Annotated in this window: 21 protein-coding genes; 1 reads left to right on the forward strand and 20 read right to left on the reverse strand. The window is 34.5% G+C overall.

Translation table 11 applies throughout. The features are described 5' to 3' along the window. Positions 1-17: 17 nt before the first annotated feature. Positions 18-1,382: an aspartate aminotransferase family protein gene (locus NCCP28_RS14295; protein WP_248562076.1), complete on the reverse strand. Its 1,365-nt coding sequence runs from the start codon at positions 1,380-1,382 to the stop codon at positions 18-20. Between the two features lie 288 nt (positions 1,383-1,670). On the opposite strand from NCCP28_RS14295, the gene NCCP28_RS14300 reads away from it, so the two are divergent. After that, a complete protein-coding gene (locus NCCP28_RS14300; RefSeq protein WP_248562077.1) occupies positions 1,671-3,305 on the forward strand; it encodes a PucR family transcriptional regulator in 1,635 nt (544 codons plus the stop codon). Between the two features lie 167 nt (positions 3,306-3,472). Here NCCP28_RS14300 and NCCP28_RS14305 read toward each other — a convergent pair whose 3' ends face one another. The 19 genes from NCCP28_RS14305 to NCCP28_RS14395 form a co-directional block, all read right to left on the reverse strand. Continuing rightward, the gene (locus tag NCCP28_RS14305; protein ID WP_248562078.1) at positions 3,473-4,441 is read right to left on the reverse strand and encodes a nuclease-related domain-containing protein; all 969 of its coding nucleotides are present in this window, start codon (positions 4,439-4,441) and stop codon (positions 3,473-3,475) included. Positions 4,442-4,629: 188 nt separating this feature from the next. After that, on the reverse strand, positions 4,630-4,800 hold the full coding sequence (locus tag NCCP28_RS14310) for a hypothetical protein (RefSeq protein ID WP_248562079.1): 171 nt from the start codon (positions 4,798-4,800) through the stop codon (positions 4,630-4,632). Then, positions 4,797-5,045, reverse strand: coding sequence for a hypothetical protein (locus NCCP28_RS14315; RefSeq protein WP_248562080.1), 249 nt, complete (start codon positions 5,043-5,045; stop codon positions 4,797-4,799). Before NCCP28_RS14315 ends, NCCP28_RS14310 begins: the two co-directional genes overlap by 4 nt. A 177-nt stretch (positions 5,046-5,222) precedes the next feature. Continuing rightward, positions 5,223-5,660, reverse strand: a complete 438-nt coding sequence (locus NCCP28_RS14320; RefSeq protein ID WP_248562081.1) for a hypothetical protein — start codon at positions 5,658-5,660, stop codon at positions 5,223-5,225. A gap of 191 nt (positions 5,661-5,851) precedes the next feature. Continuing rightward, positions 5,852-6,295 carry a VanZ family protein gene (locus tag NCCP28_RS14325; RefSeq protein ID WP_309296633.1) on the reverse strand — a complete coding sequence of 148 codons (444 nt, stop codon included), beginning with the start codon at positions 6,293-6,295 and terminating at the stop codon, positions 5,852-5,854. Positions 6,296-6,605: 310 nt separating this feature from the next. Then, entirely contained in the window at positions 6,606-7,187 is a 582-nt protein-coding gene (locus tag NCCP28_RS14330) for a DUF6944 family repetitive protein (RefSeq protein ID WP_248562083.1), read from the reverse strand. 370 nt (positions 7,188-7,557) lie between these two features. After that, entirely contained in the window at positions 7,558-8,556 is a 999-nt protein-coding gene (locus NCCP28_RS14335; protein WP_375709414.1) for an SIS domain-containing protein, read from the reverse strand. Between the two features lie 118 nt (positions 8,557-8,674). After that, positions 8,675-10,096 carry an aspartate ammonia-lyase gene (gene aspA / locus NCCP28_RS14340; protein WP_248562085.1) on the reverse strand — a complete coding sequence of 474 codons (1,422 nt, stop codon included), beginning with the start codon at positions 10,094-10,096 and terminating at the stop codon, positions 8,675-8,677. 331 nt (positions 10,097-10,427) lie between these two features. Further along, the gene (locus NCCP28_RS14345) at positions 10,428-11,048 is read right to left on the reverse strand and encodes an amino acid ABC transporter permease (protein WP_248562086.1); all 621 of its coding nucleotides are present in this window, start codon (positions 11,046-11,048) and stop codon (positions 10,428-10,430) included. Beyond that, a complete protein-coding gene (locus NCCP28_RS14350; protein WP_248562087.1) occupies positions 11,029-11,760 on the reverse strand; it encodes an amino acid ABC transporter permease in 732 nt (243 codons plus the stop codon). Before NCCP28_RS14350 ends, NCCP28_RS14345 begins: the two co-directional genes overlap by 20 nt. Before the next feature lie 20 nt (positions 11,761-11,780). After that, complete coding sequence (locus NCCP28_RS14355; protein WP_248562088.1) at positions 11,781-12,524, reverse strand: amino acid ABC transporter ATP-binding protein; 744 nt, start codon at positions 12,522-12,524, stop codon at positions 11,781-11,783. 13 nt (positions 12,525-12,537) lie between these two features. Beyond that, entirely contained in the window at positions 12,538-13,392 is an 855-nt protein-coding gene (locus NCCP28_RS14360; RefSeq protein WP_248562089.1) for a transporter substrate-binding domain-containing protein, read from the reverse strand. Between the two features lie 67 nt (positions 13,393-13,459). Continuing rightward, a complete protein-coding gene (locus tag NCCP28_RS14365) occupies positions 13,460-13,813 on the reverse strand; it encodes a sugar phosphate isomerase/epimerase family protein (RefSeq protein WP_248562090.1) in 354 nt (117 codons plus the stop codon). Between the two features lie 796 nt (positions 13,814-14,609). Then, the gene (locus NCCP28_RS14370) at positions 14,610-15,458 is read right to left on the reverse strand and encodes a PfkB family carbohydrate kinase (RefSeq protein ID WP_309296634.1); all 849 of its coding nucleotides are present in this window, start codon (positions 15,456-15,458) and stop codon (positions 14,610-14,612) included. A 154-nt stretch (positions 15,459-15,612) separates the two neighbouring features. Further along, positions 15,613-16,350 (reverse strand): UTRA domain-containing protein, encoded by a 738-nt coding sequence (locus NCCP28_RS14375; RefSeq protein WP_248562091.1) that lies wholly within the window; start codon positions 16,348-16,350, stop codon positions 15,613-15,615. A gap of 91 nt (positions 16,351-16,441) precedes the next feature. Continuing rightward, complete coding sequence (locus NCCP28_RS14380; RefSeq protein ID WP_248562092.1) at positions 16,442-17,179, reverse strand: GntR family transcriptional regulator; 738 nt, start codon at positions 17,177-17,179, stop codon at positions 16,442-16,444. A gap of 375 nt (positions 17,180-17,554) precedes the next feature. Beyond that, the gene (locus NCCP28_RS14385) at positions 17,555-17,821 is read right to left on the reverse strand and encodes a hypothetical protein (protein WP_248562093.1); all 267 of its coding nucleotides are present in this window, start codon (positions 17,819-17,821) and stop codon (positions 17,555-17,557) included. Between the two features lie 372 nt (positions 17,822-18,193). Then, positions 18,194-19,819: a glycoside hydrolase family 13 protein gene (locus NCCP28_RS14390; RefSeq protein WP_248562094.1), complete on the reverse strand. Its 1,626-nt coding sequence runs from the start codon at positions 19,817-19,819 to the stop codon at positions 18,194-18,196. Between the two features lie 167 nt (positions 19,820-19,986). After that, positions 19,987-20,991, reverse strand: coding sequence for a LacI family DNA-binding transcriptional regulator (locus NCCP28_RS14395; RefSeq protein ID WP_248562095.1), 1,005 nt, complete (start codon positions 20,989-20,991; stop codon positions 19,987-19,989). Between the last annotated feature and the right edge of the window lie 190 nt (positions 20,992-21,181).

Here is a 21,181-nt window from a genome sequence, read left to right on the forward strand (position 1 = left end):
TTTATCCCTATTCATCCTTATATAATATATTGATTTTCAGCCAATACCTTTTTTAGCACAGATACAATAATCTCCAGGTCCTCTTGCGTACAGGACAATGGCGGGCTTAATGTTAAAATATTGTTAAAACCATCCACCGTATCCCCATTTTTGCCGACAATTAAACCTTCCTGCTTACAACCCTGAATAATTTTGCCTATAAAATCAGGTGGAACAGGTTTTTTGGTCTGTTTGCTTTCTACTAATTCCATGCCAATAATCATGCCAATTCCACGAATATCTCCTACATTTGGATGAGCTTTGGCTAATGACTGTAGACTTTGCAGCAAAAATTCGCCACTCTCAGCAGATTTTGCAACCAAATTTTCTTTCTCCATAATTTCCAGGTTTTTCAAAGCTACTGCACAAGCTGAAGGATTGCCTCCAAATGTATTAATATGGCGGAAATGCAAGTTTTCCTCACTACCTTTAAACTTTTCAAAAATCTCTTTTTTAACAGCTGTAACAGATAAAGGAAGATAAGCGCTTGTCAGCCCTTTTGCCATTGTAACAATATCTGGTTTCATCTGAAAATGCTGATGTCCAAATTTTTTGCCTGTTCGGCCAAATCCGCAGATTACTTCATCAATAATTAGCAGTACACCATATTTTTGACAGATTTCTTGGACTTTTTCCATATAAATCGGATGTGGAATAAGAACGCCGCCACCTGTAATAAGAGGTTCCATAATAATTCCGGCAATGGTTTCTTTTTGCTCCCAAATAATTTTCTGCTCTAATTCCTCTGCCCTCATAATATTAAACTCTTCCACTGTCATATTTTCTGGTCGACGATAAGAATCAGGTGGTGCAACATGAAGAAACCCGCTTGCAAGTGGTTCATATTTATATTTGCGAAGTGCCTGTCCGGTTGCCGACAATGCTCCCATCGAATTCCCATGGTATGCGCGGTGTCTTGAAATAAATTTATATCGATTCGGTTCTCCATTTTGCTGATGGTATTGGCGGATTAATTTAAAAGCAACTTCATTTGCATCCGATCCGCTGTTGGAATAAAAAATCATATAGTCGCCTTCTAGCCACTCATTTATTTTTTCAGCAAGTTCAATTGCCGGCATATGGCTTTGTGTCATCGGCATATAACATAATTCTTTCATTTGCTCATAAGCAGCTTGTGCTAATTCCTCTCTGCCATATCCAATATTGACACACCAAAGACCGCTCATTGCATCTAAATATTTATTGCCATCATAATCTGTCAGCCAAGCCCCTTCCCCTTTTACAGCAATCATTGCGGGCTTTTCTTCCACATATGGGGAAATGTGATGCCAAACATTCTTTTGATCTTTTTCAACTAATGACATGGTTTTTATCTTTTCCATTCCTCATTCTCCCTTTCATAAGAAACCTGCATTTTGGATTGTATTCATTGACGTAAGGATTATGACTAAGATAGTATTTAATTTACAGATAATTATAAATATTTTCATGTTACATTATGTAAAAATCCACAGCCTATTTCTTAACATAAAGTGAAACTTCAATTAGTGGAGAGGTTCCAAATTCCCACTTATAGGATATTGGTTGCGCAGACATTGCCACAAGATATGGACTTTTATAGTCTATATTCTTTTATATCAGGCTGTTACAAGATAATGGGAGGATTTATCATGAAGGAGATTGAATTGACTGTTCAAGATGTATTAAAGCGTCCACTATTTAACTGCGCAAAAATAATAGCCGGAAAAAAAGGCATCAATAGAAAAATTAAATGGTCTCATATTCTAGAAGTGAAAGATATTGATATGTTTGTAAATGGTGGAGAGCTTATTTTAACAACAGGAATGAACATCCAATTTGATGCACAAAACCAATTGGACTACGTAAAAAAGCTGATTGATTTGAATACAGCTTGTCTTTGCATTGAAATGGAAACCTCTGTGAAAAGCTTATCTGAAGATGTCCTTTCCCTTGCAGAAAACTATGATTATCCAATTATTATATTTGAACAAACAGTAAAATTCGTAGAAATTACCCAGGACCTGCACACATTCATTATTAATCGCCATCATCAGATGATTACAGACTTAGACCTTCTTTCTACTAAATTTAATCAAAAATCTTTGCAGCCCAATGGCATTTTAAAAATTTTGCAAGAACTTTATCATTATTTTCAGCAGCCCGCCTTTTTTTTCGGCAATACTCTAGAAAAGTACTACTTTCCATCTGATCAGAAACATACAGAATGTTCTATCCGAATTTTTATAGAAGAAAATGAGGAGACTCTTTTTAACAAACGATTTGTTTTCATCAGACAACAAACTTTTGTTGTTGTGCCAGTTCGTGTGTTTGAGCAAATTTGGGGATATATTTTTCTTGAGGCTTTCGACCTTTCAGCAAACGAATTTTATACTCTAGTATTAGATCGGGCAGCTATTGCCATTTCACAAATATTGCTGCGCTTCCGTACAATAGAGGAACGAAAACAAAACTTGGAAGATGATTTAGTTCGTGCTCTTCTTTTAGAGCGTACATTGGAGTACGAACAATTTAGTTCTATTTTTCCTATCCAATATTTAGAAGCTCCGTACCGGGTCATGTGTTTGGGATTAAAAGAAAAGCCAATTGATTCTAGTCCATCTCATTGGGAAGAGAAAAAAATTCAGATGTCAATGCTGCTGCGATCTCTATTGAATAAGGCTGGTTTTTACTCCCTTTTATCTGTGAGGCCCCATGAAATAATAGCTATCGTTTTTATTCCGCCTTCTATCCAACTACATATAGAACGAGATAAGTGGAATCCGTTTTTACATGCTCTTTTAAATGTAAATCCAGGTTATTTTCCTTCTGCTTTTTTAGGAATCAGTTCCCTTTATTTTCAAGTTTCCTCCATAAATAAAGGTTACGAAGAAGCAACCTATGTTTTATCTTTAAAAAATAGAAATATATCACCTACCCATTTTTTTGATGAAATCGGGATATACCGTCTGCTTCTTCCCCTTAGCAAAACGGATGGATTAAAAGACTATATCAATTATTATCTAGGAAAAATCATTGAGTATGACAAACAAAATGACAGTGAGCTCCTTAAAACACTTGCTGTTTATTTAGAATGCAATGGTTCAAAAAAAGAAGCTGCCGAGCGACTATTTATTGTTAGACAAACGCTTTATCATCGGATTGAAAAGCTAGAGTTATTGCTGGGAACTGAATTTTTGAATCCTGTCAATAGACTCGCATTAGAGGTAGCCATACATGGTTATTATTTGGAGGAAAGTAACAAAGTGATAGGGCAGTTAATCTAATAGAGGTTCTAACTTGTCTGCTGAACTTTTTTATAGAGTAGTCTTGCTGCTTTACAATAAAAGGCATTAACAGGCTTTCGCCCCCCACCTAAGGGATGGTGGGGGGCAAACTGGCCACTAACAATCAGCGGGGACGCGCCCCCACTGATTGAAGTTTCACTTTATCATTATGATTTATCCTTTAATTGATACACCCTGCCTTTGGTTCTCCCAAAACTGGGAAGATGAAGTGATTTTAAAATTCTTGTGGCAAGTGGATAGGAAGAAATATTAATAAACTCCCTCAATTTGCTGCTTGTAATAGAGGAATCAATTAAAAGATAATACTCTTGCATACTCTGTAAATGAGCATCCTTATGTTTGAAATGACATTGTTTGCAGTACCAATTGCTATGGATTCTTAATAACGGCAATTTGTCACATTTAGGACATCTAACTCCTTTTAGTAATTCTGCTTCAGCAATCTGAAATTTTTCGAGAACAGAAGAATAGTGGGGAGTATGCTTTTTTAGTAGGAGTCTAATTAATTTTTTTATTTCTTTTTCTTGGAGAAAATTAGGTTTATTTAATCTTTCTATCTGCTTTAATTTAGTTGGAATAAATTCGCGGTGAATAACCTTTTCCTGGATAGCTATATTTTCTTGATCTGTGCTGATTTTTGTTTGGGGATTTACAATAACGACTGCTGAGGAAATTGGAAGATTACAAAAACCATTATTTAAGAGCCATTTTTCGAATTGGCTCTCCTGCCTTTGCACTTGCAGCAAAGGATCAGCAAAAACTTTTACTTCCCCATTCTTTTTCTGAATAAGCTGATGAAAAGTGGAATCGAAGTACAATTCGCCTATAAAATTTTTCACTTCTAATATTAGGGCAAATCTTTTTGTTAAAATTAAAGTGTCTATTTGGAAATAGTTCGGTGGATCGGCTAGGCGTAAATCATGTAAAATATAATAATCTTTTTCATTTAGCAAACTTAAATAATAATCAATAGAGCATTCTCCTTTATACCCTGCAGAAAATCTTTGGATTTGGTCATCAATGGAAGGAATTTTTGAATGATTGGAGGGCAATCTTGTTTTGAGGGCCAATAATTGACGCAGAATAAGAGGTTCTTTCCGTTCTTTTATAATCATATAGTTGCTCCTTTCCTATCCTAATATTTGCAGTAAACTTTTTCGACAAAATGTGAAAACAATCCTGCCTATTGGCTAAAATTTTGTATTACTTTTCAGCAGAGTGCCTATGTATAAGTTCTCTTTTCCTTTGGCGCCTCCTTTTTTTATCGATTCCAGCTTCTTTTTTATCGATTTGGCTCCTTTTTTTATCGATTCGGTGCTGCTCTCCTTTGACGCCCCTTCTTTTTATCGATTCCAGTTTCTTTTTTATCGATTTCGCTTCTTTTTTTATCAATTCGGTGCTGCTCTCCTTTGACGCCCCTTCTTTTTATCGATTCCAGCTTCTTTTTTATCGATTTTGCTCCTTTTTTTATCAATTCGGTGCTGCTCTCCTTTTGAGCCCCTTCTTTTTATCGATTCCAGCTTCTTTTTTATCGATCTTGCTTCTTTTTTTATCAATTCCGTGCTGCTCTCCTTTGGCGCCTCTCTTTTTATCGATTCCAGCTTCTTTTTTATCGATCTTGCTCCTTTTTTTATCAATTCGGTGCTGCTCTCCTTTGACGCCCCTTCTTTTTATCGATTCCAGCTTCTTTTTTATCGATTTTGCTTCTTTTTTTATCAATTCGATGCTGCTCTCCTTTTGAGCCCCTTCTTTTTATCGATTCCAGCTTCTTTTTATCGATTCCAGCTTCTTTTTTTATCAATTCGGTGCTGCTCTTCTTTTGCGGGTTCATTCTCAAGGATTCTTTTATCAATAAAAAAGGGATAACCGCAATTTAATGCGATTGTCCCTTTTTTATTACGTACATTGAAAAGATCTGATTCTATTTGTATCGGTTCCGTAGAATACCCATCTAAAATTGCGCCAGCGATAACCTGCAACAGAAGTTCTTCCTACAAATGTTGGATAGAACCAGAACCCTCTGCCGTTTTCTAGCCAAACATAGGTAAAGCGATGAAGGCATCTTCTCATCGAGCCCGCATCTACTGCAAAGGTGCTCACTGTTTGCTGCTGTAGCTGTGGAGTATAAGAAGGCGGTGGTCCTGATGGGGGTCCTTGATCGCTGCCACCTCCTGAAAAACCTGGGGGAGAAGACTGTCCTCCTGGAAAACCTGGAAATAAATTCCCTAAATCAGGTATAGGAAAAGAACCTTGAGGCGGAAATGGCGGAACAGGCGGTGCACCATGTATACGATAATCATTGATATAATATGGATAATAGGGTGGATAATACATATATAAGTCTCCTTTCAAGACATAGTATGCTTTAACATATGCAATCCGCCTAATATGGTGAATCGATCTTTTGAAAAAGGAAAAAGCCCACCTATCTATTTTATACCTCCCTACAGATCAAAACTTGCAAACTGGATTATTTATTCACCAATAAGTCTATACAATCCTATAAATTGGGTTGTATATGACGTTTATTTTTTCAGGAAATTCAGTTGATACACTTGGACAAACTTATACACTCCATAACCAATTGCCGCTCCACTCGCATTTAAAATAATATCATCTATATCTGTAAATCTGTTAGGAACAATAAGTTGAATGATTTCTATACAAGCTGACAAAAATGCACCTGCTGCTGCTCGAAAAACAGTATTCACCTTTGGAAATACCCATGAAAGAATATATCCGAAGGGAACAAATAAAAGAATATTACCACCGACATTGATTATGAACGTCCACAATGACTGTTCAGTAAATAATCCATGCATCATTTCAAATGGAATAAGATTGATTCCTCCATCCCCGACACCAATGCCTAAGGATGGATGTGGAAGCATAGTTAAATACAATATATATAAAATTGAGAAGACAAAACACATAGTTATAAGATTACGAGAGATAAGTAGCACCACCATATTATATTATAAAAAAAGGAAATAACATTTCACCATATATCTCCACAATCAAAATCCTTGCCAGCATCTTTTTATATATAAACGAAAGTGAAACATCATTTGTTTCACTTTTACAGAGCGTCGAAAAAGTTTTATAGTAAAAGATCAGGCTGAATGAAAACGTTTGACTATCGAGGAATCCCACTTTTTGAGGAGCGGAGTTACCGTTTTATGGTAATGAGCACCGCAAAAAAGGAGAGTGACGAAAAGAACGAACGTTTTTCAACAGCCTGAGAAAGTGAAACATCATTTGTTTTACTTTTATTTATTGCTATTCATTGATTCCTCGTTCTATTTCTTCTCTTTCTTCTTTAATTTGGCCTATTAAGGAAATAACAGAACCCGTCGCCTGTATCCATGAACCCACTACGCCAACAGAAAAAAATGTAGATGCTTTCGGAATTGTTTGTTTGAGTTGTTCTATACCCCCAACTGCTTGCATAGAGTTTCCGATCCCTTGCAGCAAATTGCCGATTATATTGTATGCTCTTCCAGATTCTGTGCTGTCCTCAAACTCATCTGCCAAACCAACTAAACTTCCCAAAGCCTGCAGCCAAGTTCCTGTAATAATCAGTTTTTGATCTTTTTTATCTCCTAAATCCAACAGCAGACCACCAATGACGGTTGAATTTCCAACCGCCTGAATTTCATCCCCTAATTTCTCTAAAGATATGCTGCCCTGTCCGTCTGCCGATAGTGCACTGCCTGATGCTTGCAGTGCATTGCCGATTAAACGCAGATTAAACCTTACATCTGTACCCAGTTTTTCAAAAGGTGTGTTGCCAATAGCTGCCTCAATTGTACCTATTGCCGATAAAAAAGTGCCTAATATTTCTTTTGTGTGATCATTCATTTTCTTTTTCTTCACCCGCTTTTAGGAGAGAAACTACTTTGCGAACTATTTTATACTGCTATTATATTGCCAAACAAAATTATTGGACCTATACTTATTTTTTCTTAGCCTCCTGGATTTGCGTCAGTTTTAACTTTTTCTTTTAAAAAAATCCTGCAAAAAGCAGCAGCATTGGCAATCCTACTGCAATGTCCAAACTAACAGGACCCCATATTCCTTCTATTAATATTCATAGATTGATGATGATTTTTTACCATCCAATAACTAAAACCGCTTAATGAGTTGATATACAGAAAAAAAGACCTCCCTTCCCAAGTGGAAGGGGGTCTTTAGTAAAATACTGAAGCTTCAATAATGCCTCTTTCTTATATTAATAAGGAACTTTAAACATATATCTTCTTGTTTCTAATGGATGGTTTCTTACCTTAGATATCGCTACTGCATATTCTCTTAAGACAAAATTTAGAACAAGCGGTGCAATATATTGTTTCATTTCCTCATCGATACTTGTTAATTCTAAATCTTTAGCATCTAGTATTAATAATTTTTCTCCATGTTCCTGCAAAAATTTTAATGCTCTTTCTTCCATTGGACGAGTTTCATCAAGACCCAGCAAAAGGATAAATGGAACATCTTTATCAAGTACTTCAAACGGACCATGGAAGAATTCTCCCGCATGAATAGCATGAGAATGAATCCATTGCATTTCCATTAAGATACATATAGCGAAGGAGTAGGCTATGCCATAGTTAGATCCGCTAGCCATTGTGTAAATAACTTTTTCGTCTTTATAAAGATTAGCATATGCCTTCGCTTTATCTGCACATTGCACTTTTGCTTTTTCAAATACAGTGCCAAGATTATTTAAGCTATTCAGCAATTTTTCATATTTTTTATTATCTTCTTTTACATACAGTAATCCCATCGATAATTGATAAAGAATAGCATAGTTCATAATTTCTGGATGAGGATCCAACTGTCCCGCCGGTGCCCAGCTGTAATTTACTATAAAATCTGATTCATCTCCGAGTGGAGCATGATCTACATACATAAGAGATACTGTTAATGCTCCTTTGCTTTTAGCAAACTTAGCAGCTTCTGTTGTTTCCGGTGTTTTTCCTTTGTGTGAACATAATATAACTAAAGAATTTTCCCCTAAGGTTTTTGGATTGCGATAAATAAATTCATTTGAGTTAAATACTTCTGCTGTAATTTTATCAGATTCACGATCAATGAAGTATTTGCTTGGATACATCAAAGCAGAAGACCCGCCACATGCTACTAAAAATACTCGGTCAATCTCTCTCTCCTTATATGCATTTAACACTTCTTTCACTTGAGCTTGAGCTGAAACGGTAATATTCGAAATAGACATTTGAACTTCCTCCTCTTATTTTAACATATGTTGTTATATGTTATTATATTATAATTTATAACATCTAGGGTAAACGAAGTCAATCATTTTAAAAAAATATTCTAACAATTTTTTATATTCGGCTGATTTCTATTTCTGCAATTCCAGGTTTTGTCATACGCAATGGATCCAAAATAACATCCAGTTCTGCTTCGCTCAACACTTTATGATCTATACATAAATCGCGAACAGACTTGCCATCTGCAATTGCCTCATGTGCAATAGCAGCCGCTTTCTCATATCCAAGATAAGGGTTCAAAGCAGTAATTATTCCAACACTTTCCCCAACAAAAGCCGCACATCTTTCCTTATCAGCCTTTAACCCCTCTAAGCAATGTTTTTGAAAAACAGTAAATCCTTGATTCATCATAGATAAAGACTGCAGCAAATTAAACACCATGACAGGCTCCATTACATTTAATTCTAATTGCCCTGCTTCAGATGCAAGACAAATTGTATGATCATTTCCTATTACCTGGAAAGCAACTTGATTAACCACTTCACAAATAACTGGATTAACCTTTCCTGGCATGATGGAAGATCCAGGCTGTCTAGCAGGAAGAATAAGCTCCCTAAATCCAGCTCTTGGACCAGATGCCATCAACCTTATGTCATTTGCAATTTTCGACATATTAATCATACAAATTTTCAAGGCTGCAGAAACCTCTGTATATGCATCCGTATTTTGAGTAGCATCAACAAGGTGCTTTGCAGCTACTAAAGGAAAGCCGCTAATGTCTCTCAAGCTTGCAACAACTTCCCTAATGTATTCTGGATCTGCATTTAATCCTGTTCCCACTGCCGTGGCTCCCATATTAACTTCCAGTACATTTTCCTTTGTTTTTTCAATTCTTTTTATATCTCTGGACAAAACACAGCGAAATGCCTCAAATTCTTGTCCTAGTCTAATCGGAACAGCATCTTGAAGATGTGTTCTCCCTACTTTTAAAACACTATTAAACTCTAAAGCTTTCGATTGAAATGCTCTAATAAGTCCATTCATGGTAATCAGCAGCTTATTGATTTGCATTAAAACAGCTAAACGTATCGCAGTTGGAAAAGTGTCATTAGTGGACTGGGACATATTAACATGAGAATTAGGACTGACTATTGAATAATTTCCTTTTTGCCCTCCAAGCAATTCAATTGCCCTATTTGCAATAACTTCATTTGCATTCATATTGATGGATGTTCCTGCACCGCCTTGAATTGGATCCACAATAAATTGGTCATGCCATTTCCCCTCCATAATTTCTTGTGAAGCTTGGCAAATAGCCTCTCCAATGTAGTTAGGCAGCCTTTTAATTTTCATATTTGCATATGCTGCTGCTTTTTTTATCATTGCTAAAGACATAATTAAATCTTTATCCAATCTATATCCGCTAATAGGAAAATTTTCAACAGCTCTCATTGTTTGTATACCATAATAAGCGTTCCTGGGGACCTTCATTTCTCCCAGAAAATCATTTTCCATCCTGGTTGTTTTAATGGACATAGAATTTGCTCCTTCTAATGATTATTTATTCCCGTCGAAAAGAGAGTCTTTAAAATAAAGAACTCTTTCTAACTATTTTTGCTTCATTCATTTTCTTATCCAATGCAATTTTCCCCATTTATTGGTTGTTGATAAAGTGAAGCTTCAATCAGATTTTTATTCAGCAAGCGTCTATCTCATTTTCTCTTACCATTCCTTAGATAGGAGGAACAAAGCTCGTTAATGCGTGATAAATAAAGAAATTTTAAAAAGCAAAAAGCCTGGTTCTCTAATCAACGGAATGATTTCTTCCCATAGCCCTTGCTTCTTATATTCCTTTTTCTTCCTATGATTATAGGGATACTGACATTCTTTTTTCCATTTTTTTGGCTAATATTGATAAGGGATAGCAAATAATAAAATATACAACAATTACAAATGCATATACTTGAAATGCGATTGCTCCGCCTTCCATTATTTCTACTCTTTCTATTAAAATTTGAGCAGATTTTAGAAAATCTGTATTTCCTATTAATACTGATAAGGAAGTTGATTGTATTAAATTTGATATTAAACTAATAATGGAAGGAAGCACTCTCCTAAAGGCCTGAGGCAGAATAACAAAACGCATGGTTTGAAAATTACTTAGGCCTAAAGATAAACTCGCTTCTATTTGTGTAGGCGGAATAGACTGAATCGCTCCTCTTACAGCGATAGAAATATTAGCGCTGCTCCAAACACTTAAAGCAAGCATTGCTGACATAAAGCTATTTACCTGTATACCAAACTCAGGAAGGATAAAAAATACCATAAATAAGGTAATAACAAGGGGCAATCCTCGAAACAACTCTGCATATCCTCTTGCTAACACTGAAATAACATTCTTTTTCTTGCTTGATTGAAGGGCACCTATTATTATTCCTAATATAAGCGCAATAATGATGCAGCAAACACTAAGAAGGAGTGTTTTCATTAACCCGTCTAATAGAAACTGGAAGTTTTTCAGAGCTGCTCACCCTTTCTGTTTTTTTATTATTAAAATCTAATTTTTTTTCAATCCGGCTAAACAAATAAGATGTTCCCCAAATAAGAATCAAATAAATTACAGCAATAGACACTAAAATTTCATATGTTTTAAAGTCATAAGCCATTCTATCTACCGCTACAAACGTCAATTCTGCAACACCAATTCCCGTCATATATGCTGAGTTTTTTATAAGGGATACAGCCGTATTAGAAAAAGCCGGGAAACTGATTCTAAATCCTAATGGGACAATAATATATCGCACTATTTGGAAGGTTCCCAATCCAAGGGACTGTGCAGATTCTATTAATCCCTTTTGTACTGCATTCGTTCCGCCCCGAAAGTTCTCTACTGCATATGCTCCTCCCCATAAAGTCAAAGTAATAATTCCTACAGCTACAGCAGGAAGTTTAATCCCAATAACAGGAAGGCCAAAATATAAAAAGAAAACATGTACAAGCAATGGTGTATTGCGGAAAATCTCAACAAATGTGGTGACAATTTGAGATAAAACAGGCACTTTAAGTGTACGAATTACTGCACCGCCTATTCCGATAATCAAGGATAAAATAATGCTAGTAATACTTAAAAATAGAGTTAATTTAAGCCCTGTCAGCAATATGGGAAATGTTTTGATTACATAGGACATATCAAAGCCCATCTAGCATACCTCCTTTCTTTTTACATAGCATTTAAAAGAAATTTTTGTGTCCGCTCTTCTTTAGGATTCTCAAATATTTCTTTTGGGGTGCCTTGTTCAACAACTACACCTTCATCCATAAAAATAATCCGATCTCCCACTTCCTTTGCAAAACCCATTTCATGTGTCACAATCATCATAGTTGTGCCTTTGGCTGCCAAGTCTTTCATTACTTCCAGCACATCTCTTACTCTTTCTGGATCTAAGGCAGATGTCACTTCATCAAATAACAGTACTTCTGGATTCATTACTAAAGATCTTGCAATTGCTACACGCTGCTGTTGTCCCCCTGATAATTGCGAAGGATAGCTGTTAGCTTTATCTAATAACCCGACTTGTTCTAATAATGCTTCTGCTTGAGGAATCACATCTTTTTTGGATTTCTTTTGAACATTGATTGGAGCTAATAATAAATTCTCCATTACTGTCATATGAGGAAATAAATTGTAGCTTTGAAATACCATCCCAATTCTTTGTCTAACTTTCTGCAAAGCTGCTGGTGTATATTCAATTTCATCCTTTTCATCGAGGAAAATCTGACCATCATTAATATTTTCAAGACCATTTATACATCGAAGCAATGTACTTTTTCCTGATCCGCTTGGCCCTATAATTACAATTACTTCCTGCGGATATACATCGAAGCTTACACCTCGGAGAATCGAAAGTTCCCCGAAGTGCTTATGTAGATTCTTGATCGATAATTTCGGCTTAGTTCTACTCATTTTATTTCCTCCTTTATGGTCTTGGGATTAATCCATCGGATGTAGAGTCTGCCATGCTCGGCATATATTTTTCTACTAGCGTTTGATAGTAATCTTCTTTTTTCATTTTTTCTAAAGAGGCATTTAAAAATGCTAGCAATTCATCATCGCCTTTTCGAACACCTTGCGCCATATGAGAAGCTGCTACTTGATCCCCTACCATCACATAATTTTTATTTGTTTTAATGAACTCTGACATTAGGACCGCATCATGCAGTATAGCATCTGCTCTTCCATCTTTAAGTGCACGGAATGCATCTGAGTTATTCTCTATTTTTATTTGCTTGGCAGTTGGAATATTTTCATCTAAATAGATAGAAGCAGTTGATCCTTTAATAACAATTACCTTTTTGCCAGCTAAATCTGAAATCTTTTTAATATTGCTATCCTTAGGAACCACCGTTACAGCTCCTGCATAAAATGTGCTAGCTGTAAAATCTACTTCTTTTTTTCTTTCTTCTGTAATCCCCAATGTAGCTGAAATAAAATCAACTTTTTTTGATTGCAAAAAAGGAATGCGATTTGTAGCATTTACTGGTACATATTCGATTGCATCTTCAGAACCGAAAGCATATTCAGCCATTTTTTTTACGAGATCTATTTCATAACCGACATTTTTGCCGTCCTCATCTAGATAGCCTAATGGCGGATAGTCAACTTTAACAGCTACTACAAATTTCCCTCTATCTTTTATTTCTTTTGGCAAAGCCGGCAAATCAGTTGCTATTGGTTTTTTCTCCGTGGTACTAGCCTCTTCTTTTCCGCATGCAGATAAAATTCCCAAAAGCAGCATAAATGCAGTAACTAAAAGTATTGAAATCTTTTTCAAATGAATCCCCCACTTTTCTTTTTTTTATATCACTATCTGCTTTTTATAGCAGAAAAGTTTACTTCCCTTATTTAGCCTTTGCATTGTTTTTTAATAAGCAACTCATATAGAGAAGACTTTTCTTGGTGGCTTCTTCTGGCTCCCAATTATATTGTGGTCCTATCAATTCTAAAGTGAAATGATTATTATACTGAATATTTAGAATACTATTCATAAAAGAATCTAAAGAAAAATTTCCTTCTCTCCAAGCAAGATGAGCCGTTGTTTTGCCGTCTCCATCTAATAAATGAATATGTTTTAAATCTTCTCCAAACGCTTCCCCGCATTCATCAATGGAATCACCTGCTAAAGTCAGAGGAATCGTATCAAGCATCACTTTTAAGTTAGGTGAATTTATCTCTATATAAATGAGGGACGCCACCCCACAACTCAATAGCCTGAAGCCCTAACCGCATGGTTGAATCTAAAAAGTATTCCAGTGAATAACGGTGATAATGAAGATTCATATTTGCTATTTTCATAAATTCCCACAACCTTTGACTAGAATAAAAAGTTAGTAAGCATATTTTGAGTGATTTATGCTTTCACATCAAATATATTGATTTTTTTATAATGCAAACTTAATTATCCTGAAACTAACCATTGATTCCATACACAATACCTTTATAACAACATTATGTAACCGCATTCAAACTTGTAATATGTTATTATATTATTTCATATAATATTATTAGTCAATATTTCTTTTGAAAAATTTTCAAAGTAAATATTTCGACAAATTCTTTTTAAAAATATAATTGTATCTATCATTTGCTATTCTTTAATTTTTAAAATCGCCTCTCACATCCTTGTTTGCATGTTATTATTTTTAAAAATATAAATATTCAGTTTTTTAAAAAAAGCAAAACCACTCCCTATTTACAACCTAATCTTCACTTCTATTTGTTATGTATTGTTATATATAAATATATAATCATAAATAGTTGCAGTCAATAGCTTTTTTATCTTTTTATAACATATAATGTTATATTTTATTACACAACCTTAAATTCCCATGCAATTAAGAAGAAATACACTGTGCCATTAGATTACAAAAGGGCTTTTCATTGATTTTGATTATAGAATTTTACTTAACCAATTTTTTAATATCTTTGACTAAATCCCTAAAATTAAAAATAAGGCGCCACACACGCAGCACCTCACATTCCTTTTGCTAACTATAATACAATTTTATTGCTTTCTTCCTTCTTTTTCCCATAACCAAAAGCTCCAGAACATTCGCATGTCATGGCAGCAGATTGAGCAGCAACATACAATGCATGTTCCATATCTTTTCCCTCATGATATGCTGCAAGAAAACCACCAATAAAGGAATCGCCTGCACCCATTGTATCCACTAATTTGGTTGGCAGAGGATTTTGTTTATAAATTTTTCCATTGCGGGAAAAAACAGCATTATCTTCACCTCTTGTAATCCCAACGATTTCTACTCCATAATCATGGACTTGCTCTATCAATTCATAGATTTCTTTTAAAGACATATCGCTTCCTGAGAAAAATGCATAATGAATGAATGGGCATACTTTCTCTAAATAGTCATTATTCCAACGATCAGTAGTAGAAAAATCAAAAGATATATCTTTATGAGCAAGTTTTGGCAATTCATTCTCCAAATCGCTGTTAATACTTGTATGAATCAGATCATAAGCATCAATAAAATCCATATCTTCTTGGTTAAGGCGCAGAGAAAGCAAAGATTGCACTCTAACTGCTCGATTTGTCCCAATAAATTGGCGATCCCCATCCTCGGTAAGCGAAATAATCGCTTCTCCAGTAGGACCATAAACTTTGCGGACTCTACTAATATCTATATTTTCTGAATTTAACGACTCTAAAATATGCTTTCCTTCTCCATCATTTCCTACTATGCCTAAGTACGCACTCTCTTTTGCACCATTTCGTTTTGCTGATACTATAACATTGACTGCATTTCCCCCAGGATAAATGAGCCCCTCATGTTTATAAAAATCCACTACACTATCGCCAATACCTATAATCTTCATCATATCCCCCTATCCAACATTAAAATTTATTATATTTTATTATATATTAATATATATCATTTTAATTTTAACCGTCAATTTATTTTGAAAATGGCTAGAAATAGAACTTTAAAATAAAAAAATCACGCCTTCTAAATTAGACATGATTTTTTACTAATTATTTATTTTGTTCTGCATCAATGGTAAAAATAACCTTATTCGTCATAAACAGAGAGGTCGATAAATGAACAGCTCTATCCTGCTGATCAAAGCTTAGTTTTTCAATAGAAAAAAGAGCAGTTCCAGCATCACATTTAAATAATTCTGCTTCATAAGCAGATGCTGAAATCCCTTCTAGAATTTTAGAGGAACGTGTAATATCAGTATTATATCTTTCTTTTAAAATACTATACGTAGAGGTTGATTCTCCTATATGCCTTTCAAGATTCGGAAAATAAACAAGAGGAAAATAAGATGTTTCAATTATAAAAGGCTCATCATCTTCGATAAACAGCAAACGGTGCAGATTTAATACGCGTTCACCAATAGGGAGTTTAAATTTTCCGGCAAGTTCCTCGTCCATATTAATAATTATGCTTGAAAGTATTTGAGAACTTGGCCTTTTTCCTGAAGATATGGTTAGTTCAGAGAAGCCGCCTGCAGAAATCAACTCTCGCTTTTCCTTCATCGATTTAACATAAATGCCCTTTCCTTGATGACTATGTAGTATTCCTTCTTCCACCAAATCTTTGATGGCTCTTCTTGACGTGATCCTGCTTACTCCATAAATTTCACATAATTCTGCTTCAGTAGGCAATTTTTCTCCTGACTTATATTTTTCTCTTTTTATATCTTCTTTAATAACCTGCTTTAGCTGAAAATATAAAGGAAGCTTACTGTCATTATTTAATTTCATATTCCATTGCTCCTATTTATTAGTACTTGTTATATAATATTATATTATAAGTACTAATATGTCTACCCTTCCATCTCTACATCATGCTTGATTAATTCTTCACCTGAAATTCACTTGTAATAGTAAAACTAACATGACTAGTTATATAGTAAAGGATGGAATGATAAATAGGCATTTGGTTGGCATCAAAGGCAATTTTCTCAATCTCATAAAGAGAATCACGCACATTGCATTTTAAATATTCAGCTGTTTCTTTCTCCGCAAAAATAACGTTTAGAACTTTATTATTATATGCAGGGATGACTTCATAGTGCTCTTTAAGAATTTTATGCATGGATGCATTTTCATGAACAAGCTTAACTAAATTTGGATATAATTCTAATGAATAAGTGGAATTTTCATAAGATAACGGCTCATTATTAAAATATAGCAATCTTTTCAGTTCTAAAACCTGGCTATCTAACGGGATATTCAGTTTCTCCGCCATTTCCTTGTCCGCTTCTTTAATAGAGTGCGAAATAATTTGAGGCTGTGGAGTAATTCCAGCTGAAATCATATATTCAGAATAACCATTAACCGCCACTAATTCTCTTTTGACTTTAGAATGTTTAACAAAAGTTCCTTTTCCCTGCTGTTTGAGCAGATAACCTTCTTCCACTAAATCCAATACAGCTTTTCGGACTGTTATCCGACTGACGTTATACTTTTCGCATAATTCTGGTTCAGTAGGCAGTCTTTCACCTGGAAGATAAATACTATTATTAATATCATCCATAATCGATTGTTTTAACTGTAAATATAAAGGAATAGAACTTTCACTATTCAGCAAGTTACCCCTCCTTTTGTTTTTGGCTATGTTAAAGCTTATTGTTGATTTTAAGACCTTTTATTGATAAGAGGCTTCTGGACCGCCCGCAGAAATCCACAGGAAAATTTATCAGAGCCTTATTTGTAAAAAGTTAATAGCTTGTTTGAAATGGATTTCTGTCCAAATAAAATGAAGTTTCAATCAAAATTTACGGGCAATTTTCTGCCCATCTAAATTTTTTATATTCTTTTATCATCCCCAAAGAATATAATATAACGTTCTATAACGTTATATTATATTCTCATTTAGATTATGTCAATAAGTTAGCCTTTATTTTCCAAGATATTCTATATTAAGAAAAAATTTTTTTTCATTTGCAAAGGAATCAAATTGGTTTTATGCAAACTCTGCTGAACCAAAGCACATGCTAGCAAACAAACTTCCCTCTAGCATTTCCAAACAAGCCTTTAAATTGCTGCCATCTTTATAAGCCTTTAGCAAATTAGAAATAATTTTTCTCATTGCTTCCACATGGATATCGATTTGGAAACATTGCCCCTCACCCACTGCCAGCACTAAATCGATATCATTTTCTTTAAATATTTCAGCATCCTTTAAACACTCAATATCTCTTGGATTTTGAAAAACATCAACAAACATCACAACAAAATAGTCTGATTTCCCTTTTTTTAAACATACTATATTTCCTGGTATTTTTAAAATATTATCTACTCTACTTAATTTTTAAACTTTTATAGGTCTATTGGATTATTTTTTGAAAAATAATCAGATAATCATCTGTTTTTAAGAAATTTTTAAGGTATACATAGGTAAAATAAAAGTAGGATGGAACTATAAATCCAAAGCATCTACCACACTCACTCATAAGATGTTTTGGATCTTTTTTTATTTTCTTACATTCTCATAACTCAAGCAGTTTAAATCTCCAATTTTTATTACTATCTACATATAAAAAAAGCAACTTACAGCAATCTTTCTTTTTTTCACTGCTGTAAGTTGCTTTTTTATAGGCACTTATGCTTTTGCCGCAAATGTTTCATATGGCTTTAAATAGATATTGTCAAATTGAACACTTTCTCTCTGATAGTTATTGATAATAATATCTTGGCTTTCTCCATATTCCGGCAAGCTGATTGTTCTTTCTTTATCACTAAAATTGGCAATAACCACCCAATTTTCTCCTTCATAGGTTCGGCGATATGCAAAAATTTCTTCTGGTGCATTTTCAATTAATGCAAACTCTCCCCATACTACAATTGGATTATTTTTTCTTAATTGAATTAATTTTTGGTAGCAGCGGAAGATAGAGTTTGGGTCTTCCAAATTATTTTTGACATTAATGTCTGGATAATTCGGATTAATATGCAGCCAAGGTGTACCTGTTGTAAATCCTGCATTTACTGTATTATCCCACTGAATCGGTGTTCTTGCATTATCTCTGCCTTTTGCATTAATGGACTCAATAATCTCCTCTTTTGAATACCCCTCTTCTAATCGTTCATTATACATATTAATGCTTTCTATATCATTTACTTCGCTAATATCTGAAATAGGACAATTTGTCATCCCTATTTCTTCTCCTTGATAAATATAAGGAGTGCCTTTCATTAAATGCAGCAGTATAGCGAACATTTTCGCACTTTCATTGCGGTATTTTTGATCATTTCCCCAACGTGATACAATTCGCGGAAGATCATGATTATTCCAGAATAAACTATTCCATCCTTCATTGCCTAAGGAAGTTTGCCATTTTGCTAGAATTTTCTTTAATTCTCCCAAATCCAGCTGTTTTAAATCCCATTTTTCTTTTCCTTCTTGTTGATCTAATCCAATATGTTCAAATTGAAAAACCATAGACAATTCTTTTCTTTCTGGATTCGAATATAGTTTTGCAATTTCTGGTGTAGCCCCCCATGTTTCTCCAACTGTTAATACATCATAATTCCCAAAAGTTTTTTGATGCATTTCCTGTAAATACTCATGCAATTTTGGTCCGTTTCCAGTAATTTCTTGATCAGGTACTTTACCAACTAAATCAATAACATCCATTCGGAATCCGCCAACACCCTTTTCCAGCCAAAAGTTCATCATATCCCAAACTTCTTGTTGCACTTTTTTATTTTCCCAATTTAAATCTGGCTGTCTTTTGCTAAATAAATGCAGAAAATATTGGCCGCTTGCTTCATCATATTCCCAAGCAGATCCACTGAAAGTTGACTTTAAGGCATTTGGCACATCCCCTTCTACTGGATCACGCCAAATATAATAATCGCGATAAGGATTTTCTTTGCCTTTTTTCGCTTCGACAAACCATTTATGTTCATCAGATGTGTGATTGACTACTAAATCCATCACAATTTTTATTTGTTTTTCATTTGCTTTTGCAATTAATTCATCCATGTCTTCCATTGTTCCGAATTCATCCATAATATCTTGATAGTCGCTAATATCATAGCCATTGTCATCATTAGGAGACTTATACACAGGACTTAACCAAATCACATCTATCCCCAATGTCTGCAAATAATCTAACCGGTTGATAATTCCTCTTAAATCTCCAATCCCATCACCATTGCTGTCTTGAAAACTTCTTGGATAAATTTGATATACAACAGATGTTTGCCACCATTTCTTTTCCATATATAACTCACTTCTTCCTGTGATTTTATTTTTTAGTGATGAACTGCCTATTAATTCTTATTCATTGATTTTTTTAAATCTCAGTATCCCTGCTAATTTATTCGAAAATTATACCATTTCCTTTGACTACGCAAACGTTTACGTAGCATTCAAAAAAAGTTATACTATCACATTATTTTTTTTACCGATTCTCTAATTTCTAAACTATAGGAAATGATTTTAGAAGAAATGCCCTTTTTACTATGAATAGCTTCAATTACTCTTTGGCAACCCTCTTCTCCCATCTCTAAAAAAGGCTGACTAATGGATGTTAAAGGTGGTATGGACATTTCAGCAACTCTTGTATTATCATAGCCTATAACAGATAAATCCTCAGGAACTTTTAAATCATGATCATATGCTGCAGAAATAATTCCTAATGCTACATCATCGCTTACTCCAAAAACAGCAGTTACTAATATATTCTCTTTTAAATATTCCTTCATGGCTTCTTTTCCAGCATAGAAACTGAAGTCGCCAAATTTGACCATATAGGAATGGAACTTTATCCTATTATCTTCCAAAGCCTTTTTATATCCTTCTATGCGAGGCATTCCTGCCACCCTATCATTCGGGTCAACTCCTGCCAGCCCAATCTTTGTATGTCCATTTATGATTAAAAATTCAGTAGCAGCATAAGCTGCATCAAAATCGTTTACCTTTATATATGGTGCTTCATTATCAGGTGTGTCAGTAGATAGTAGAATAAAGGGAATGTTTAGCGACTCAGCCAATTTGACTTGTTCAGTATTCAATTCAACAGTAACAATCACCAAACCATCTACCTTTCTTGCGGCCATTATATCCATGCATTCATTAAACCGATTACCATTAACACCTGAATGAGATAAAATTACGCTATATCCATTTGTATGCGCCATACTCTCGATACCGTTTACAATATCAGCGTAAAAAATAGTAGCAGCATTGGGCATGATAACACCTATTATATTGCTGGAATTTTGCACTAGACTTCTTGCCATTTCATTTCTTCTGTAGCCTAGTTTATTTGCTATATCCATTATCTTTTTTCTGGTTGTTTCATTGTATCCGCCAGCATTGTTTAATACTCTAGAAACTGTTGCTGTCGAAACATTCGCTATTTTTGCAATATCCTTTATTGTTGCATTCATTTTCTTCACCCTCGAAAGTAAACGTTTACACAACAAATATATCATCCTATTTCAGCTAAATCAATATGATTCAAACAAAAAAGTAAACGTTTACGTATTTTCCGCCGCTTTCCTCCTTTACGGAGAAAAAGTATTTTTATTCCTTTCCTTTTCTAAATAGCCTATACTCTATAATAAAAAAGAAGCCTTT

This window comes from Niallia sp. NCCP-28 (assembly GCF_023168165.1).
Lineage (GTDB): Bacteria > Bacillota > Bacilli > Bacillales > Cytobacillaceae > Niallia.

What these genes read in the sequence shown, in the direction of transcription:
- NCCP28_RS14330 (WP_248562083.1), bottom strand. Translation starts at nt 7,187, where the DNA reads ATGAATGATCACACAAAAGAAATATTAGGCACTTTTTTATCGGCAATA.
- NCCP28_RS14375 (WP_248562091.1), bottom strand. Translation starts at nt 16,350, where the DNA reads ATGAAATTAAATAATGACAGTAAGCTTCCTTTATATTTTCAGCTAAAG.
- NCCP28_RS14345 (WP_248562086.1), bottom strand. Translation starts at nt 11,048, where the DNA reads ATGAAAACACTCCTTCTTAGTGTTTGCTGCATCATTATTGCGCTTATA.
- aspA (WP_248562085.1), bottom strand. Translation starts at nt 10,096, where the DNA reads ATGTCCATTAAAACAACCAGGATGGAAAATGATTTTCTGGGAGAAATG.
- NCCP28_RS14305 (WP_248562078.1), bottom strand. Translation starts at nt 4,441, where the DNA reads ATGATTATAAAAGAACGGAAAGAACCTCTTATTCTGCGTCAATTATTG.
- NCCP28_RS14295 (WP_248562076.1), bottom strand. Translation starts at nt 1,382, where the DNA reads ATGGAAAAGATAAAAACCATGTCATTAGTTGAAAAAGATCAAAAGAAT.
- NCCP28_RS14390 (WP_248562094.1), bottom strand. Translation starts at nt 19,819, where the DNA reads ATGGAAAAGAAATGGTGGCAAACATCTGTTGTATATCAAATTTATCCA.
- NCCP28_RS14320 (WP_248562081.1), bottom strand. Translation starts at nt 5,660, where the DNA reads ATGTATTATCCACCCTATTATCCATATTATATCAATGATTATCGTATA.
- NCCP28_RS14355 (WP_248562088.1), bottom strand. Translation starts at nt 12,524, where the DNA reads ATGAGTAGAACTAAGCCGAAATTATCGATCAAGAATCTACATAAGCAC.
- NCCP28_RS14395 (WP_248562095.1), bottom strand. Translation starts at nt 20,991, where the DNA reads ATGAATGCAACAATAAAGGATATTGCAAAAATAGCGAATGTTTCGACA.
- NCCP28_RS14300 (WP_248562077.1), top strand. Translation starts at nt 1,671, where the DNA reads ATGAAGGAGATTGAATTGACTGTTCAAGATGTATTAAAGCGTCCACTA.
- NCCP28_RS14370 (WP_309296634.1), bottom strand. Translation starts at nt 15,458, where the DNA reads ATGATGAAGATTATAGGTATTGGCGATAGTGTAGTGGATTTTTATAAA.
- NCCP28_RS14325 (WP_309296633.1), bottom strand. Translation starts at nt 6,295, where the DNA reads ATGGTGGTGCTACTTATCTCTCGTAATCTTATAACTATGTGTTTTGTC.
- NCCP28_RS14350 (WP_248562087.1), bottom strand. Translation starts at nt 11,760, where the DNA reads ATGGGCTTTGATATGTCCTATGTAATCAAAACATTTCCCATATTGCTG.